This window comes from Streptomyces swartbergensis, assembly GCF_002148965.1.
Taxonomy (GTDB): domain Bacteria; phylum Actinomycetota; class Actinomycetes; order Streptomycetales; family Streptomycetaceae; genus Streptomyces; species Streptomyces swartbergensis.
In genome coordinates this window covers 1-2,250 of record NZ_NGFN01000622.1, presented here as the reverse complement: position 1 = coordinate 2,250, position 2,250 = coordinate 1, and the positions used below count along the sequence as shown (strand labels likewise).

The window sequence follows — 2,250 nt, the reverse complement described above, 5'->3', positions numbered from 1 at the left end:
GAGCCCGGGCGGCAGCGGGCCGGGGTGCGGCCGGGAGGGAGGTCGGCCGGGTCCGTCCAGGAGCCGGTGCCGCACCCCTCGACCGGGCGGACAGTGCGCGTTGCGGCGTCCGCCTTCGGCGTGGAATACGGGAAGTGCGCGGGCAGCGCGAAGCCCCGGCGTTCATCGGTGCCGGGGCTTTCGCGTGTGAAGACTAGGCGGCCGCGCAGTTCGGGCAGACGCCGCGGTACGTCACCTCGACGTCCGAGACCGTGAAGCCGAAGCGTTCCGAGTCGGGGAGGTCCTTCAGTGGGTTGCCCACCGGGTGCACGTCGCGGATCGCGCCGCACTGGGCGCAGACCAGGTGATGGTGCGGCTGGTGGGCGTTCGGGTCGTACCGCTTGGCGCGCTGGTCGGTGGAGACCTCGAGCACTTCGCCGAGCGACACGAGCTCGCCGAGCGTGTTGTAGACGGTCGCCCGGGAGATCTCGGGCAGCTTGGCGACGGCCCGGGCGTGGACCTCGTCGGCCGTCAGGTGGACGTGTTCGCCGTCGAGGACCTCGGCCACGACGCGCCGCTGCGCGGTCATCCGCCATCCGCGTCCGCGCAGCCGTTCCAGAAGGTCGCTCATGGTCACCAGCCTAACAGCAAAGGGGACCAGGTTGCGAACAGGTGTTAAGTTAGAGGTCTGCTTGCTTTAGACAATGTCTATTCGCCGGGGTCGAGCAGTCGATCCTCAGCCCCGCGCACTTCGTGCCTGGAATCGGCCCCGACGACATCGTCGAGCGGGCGATCGACACCCTCCGTCGGGCCGACGGGGGCTACGGCAAGCGGCTGGAGGTCGCGGTCCAAACCCTGCGCGGCTGAGCGCCGGCACTGGACCGCTTGCGGTAGGGATGGCCCGGGCCCCTCCGGGGGCCCGGGCCGTTCGCGCGGTCAGGCGGGCACCTGCTGACGCGCCGGTGCCCAGCAGCGGATGATGTCGCGGACCGAGACGACGCCGGCGGGCGCGTCGTCCTCCAGCACGATGAGGTGACGGAAACCGCCGTGCGCCATGGCGCCGGCCGCCTCCTCAAGGGTCCAGGCCGGAGCGGCGAACACGACGTCGGTGGTGGTGTGGTCGTGGACGCGTTCCGCGTCAGGGTCCTGGCCCTGGCCAACGGAGATGAGGATGTCGCGTTCGGTCAGGATGCCGATGCCGCCGGCGTCGGGGTCGTGGACGATGGCCGCGCCGACCTTGCGGGCGGCCATCAGCGCGGCGGCCTGGCGGAGCGTGTGGGTCGGGCCGATGGTGAGGACGACAGTGCTCATGGCGTCACGGACGAGCATGGATGGAGCCACCTCCTGGGAGTGTCCCCGCCGTTTGTTCATATTTTCACAAGTTCACAAGCGGGCGGACTCTCAGAGTGGCAGGCAAAGGGAGGGTCAACAAGGGGGCGCTCCGTAACAGCGGGCGCGCGCTCAGTAGCGCTGGTTGAGATACCCCAGCAACTCGTCGTGCAGCAGGCCGTTCGACGCGGCCGCGTTGCCGCTGTGCGGGCCCGGGCGGGAGTCGAGTCCGGTGAAGGTGCCGCCGGCCTCGGTGACGATGATCGCGTTGGCGGCCATGTCCCAGAGCGACAGCTCCGGCTCGGCGCACATGTCGACGGCGCCCTCGGCGACCATCATGTACGGCCAGAAGTCGCCGTACGCGCGCGTGCGCCACACCTCGCGGGTGAGGTCCAGGAAGCCGTCCAGGCGGCCCTGCTCCTCCCAGCCGCTGAGCGAGGAGTACGCGAAGGAGGCGTCGGCGAGCTTTCCGACGCGGGAGACCTGGAGGCGGGTCGCCTTCGTGAGGCTGCGGCCGGAGAACGCGCCGTAGCCCTTCGCGGCCCACCAGCGGCGGCCGAGGGCGGGGGCGGAGACGACGCCGACGACGGGCTGGAAGCCGCCCTCGCCGGCTTCCATCAAGGAGATGAGGGTGGCCCAGACGGGGACGCCGCGTACGTAGTTCTTGGTGCCGTCGATGGGGTCGATGACCCAGCGGCGGGGGCCGGTGCCCTCGACGCCGTACTCCTCGCCGAGGATCGCGTCCCTGGGGCGGGCGCGGGCGAGTTGGCCGCGGATGAGTTCTTCGGCGGCCTTGTCCGCTTCGCTCACCGGGGTCATGTCCGGTTTGGTCTCGACCTTGAGATCGAGGGCCTTGAACCGGTCCGTCGTCGCGGCGTCGGCGGCGTCGGCGAGGACGTGGGCGAGACGCAGGTCGTCGAGGTAGTCGGGCATGTAACGAAC

The 2,250-nt window shown here is 70.6% G+C and carries 3 protein-coding genes and 1 pseudogene; all 4 read right to left on the bottom strand.

Annotated elements, in window-relative coordinates; genetic code table 11:
- Positions 1 to 146, bottom strand: a pseudogene (locus tag CA983_RS49760) (ABC transporter substrate-binding protein); the annotation flags it as partial.
- A 47-nt stretch (positions 147 to 193) separates the two neighbouring features.
- The gene (locus tag CA983_RS42925) at positions 194 to 610 is read right to left on the bottom strand and encodes a Fur family transcriptional regulator (RefSeq protein WP_086606026.1); all 417 of its coding nucleotides are present in this window, start codon (positions 608 to 610) and stop codon (positions 194 to 196) included.
- Between the two features lie 305 nt (positions 611 to 915).
- Positions 916 to 1,308 (bottom strand): CBS domain-containing protein, encoded by a 393-nt coding sequence (locus tag CA983_RS42920; protein ID WP_086606025.1) that lies wholly within the window; start codon positions 1,306 to 1,308, stop codon positions 916 to 918.
- A gap of 132 nt (positions 1,309 to 1,440) precedes the next feature.
- A complete protein-coding gene (gene hisN, locus CA983_RS42915) occupies positions 1,441 to 2,241 on the bottom strand; it encodes a histidinol-phosphatase (protein WP_059421254.1) in 801 nt (266 codons plus the stop codon).
- Positions 2,242 to 2,250 lie beyond the last annotated feature (9 nt).